The sequence below is a fragment of the Flavobacterium bomense genome, assembly GCF_003970355.1.
Map to the genome: position 1 here is coordinate 1 of NZ_RYDJ01000096.1, position 1,470 is coordinate 1,470.

The window sequence follows — 1,470 nt, forward strand, 5'->3', positions numbered from 1 at the left end:
TTAGCATCTCTTCGGCAATTTTCCCGTTGGAATAAAAAACAGACCGCAAACCTTCGAGTTTTCCTTTACTATAATTTTCGGTAGTCATTATCGCTTTAGAAGCTTTGTGGTAATATTTCCATTGGCCTTCATATAATTTGTTGACGACTTTGCCCTCGCTTACTTTATTTTTGAGTTGATCATAAAAAATCGTGTAGGCAGAATTATCTTTACTATTAAATTCTCTAGTAGCAACCACTCTTTTCGATTTGGTATTATCATAGAAAGTAAAAATACCAATTTCTTTGCCGTGTTCGAATGCCCCTTCGTATTTTGGGTTTTTGGTATCGAAATAAAATCCTTTCCAAGGTCCGTTTTTGTTTCCCTTATCGTCTAATTTATTGTAAACCACTTGGGCAAACATGGCCATGTTTACAAAAAATAAAAATCCAAAAAAAAGTTTATTTGTCATGTCTAGGCGATTCTAATAAATGATTTATATACATAACTGAATTTGATTAATAATATTACGCTGCCTTAATTACTGGTAGAAAACAAATTTACATAATAACACATTTAAAACAATTTTGTTTACACTAACATTTGTTTAGTATTATTATGATAAACACAAACATACAAATTATATTTTCCTGATAAACAACGTATTAGTTGCAGTAAATTCTGTAAAACAAATATTAAAATTTTCACAAAGAAATATTTTGTTTAATCTTTTTTAGATAAATTTGAACAGAATTTAAAAACTAATACAAACATAAAAAAAACATTATGAAAAATTTATTTAAAATTAAAATTATCATTGCGCTTATTGCAATAACATTTTCCGCAATTTCTTGTAACAATGATGATGAACCTATGGCTGACAATACTATAACTGGGATTGCTCAGACTAATGCTAACTTATCAATTCTTGTTCAAGCATTAGTAAAAGCAGACTTAGCTTCGACTCTTCAGGGAGTTGGGCCTTTCACTGTATTTGCTCCAACAGATGCAGCTTTTGTAGCTTTCTTGAAAACTACACCTTATGCTACATTAAATGATGTTCCAAAAGACGTTTTGACACAAATTTTATTGAATCACGTGGTTAGTGGAAAAGTAATGTCAACAGATTTGACTACAGGTTATGTAAAAACTTTGGCCAAAAGTGCGACTTCTGGAACTAATACAATGAGTATGTATGTAAACACTGCGTCAGGTGTAAAATTAAATGGAGTTGCAATGGTTACTTCGGCTGATATTATGGCTTCGAATGGTGTCATCCATGTAGTAGATAAAGTAATAGGATTGCCTACGATTGTAACACACGCTACAGCAAACGCAAATTTCACTTCATTAGTTGGCGCATTGACTAGTGCTGGACAACCTAATTTTGTTAGTATTCTTTCTGGAACAGGACCGTTCACAGTTATGGCTCCAACAAATGCAGCATTTACAGATCTAAATACTGAATTAGCACCAGGTGGAACTGCATCA

1 protein-coding gene and 1 pseudogene are annotated in these 1,470 nt (G+C 32.1%); one reads left to right on the plus strand and one right to left on the minus strand.

Going from position 1 to position 1,470, the window contains the following annotated elements; genetic code table 11:
• Nucleotides 1-451: pseudogene (locus EKL98_RS15805) on the minus strand (toxin-antitoxin system YwqK family antitoxin); the annotation flags it as partial.
• A gap of 314 nt (nucleotides 452-765) precedes the next feature.
• Here EKL98_RS15805 and EKL98_RS15810 point away from each other — a divergent pair.
• A partial coding sequence (locus EKL98_RS15810) for a fasciclin domain-containing protein (protein ID WP_148104435.1) occupies nucleotides 766-1,470 on the plus strand: 705 nt, incomplete at its 3' end.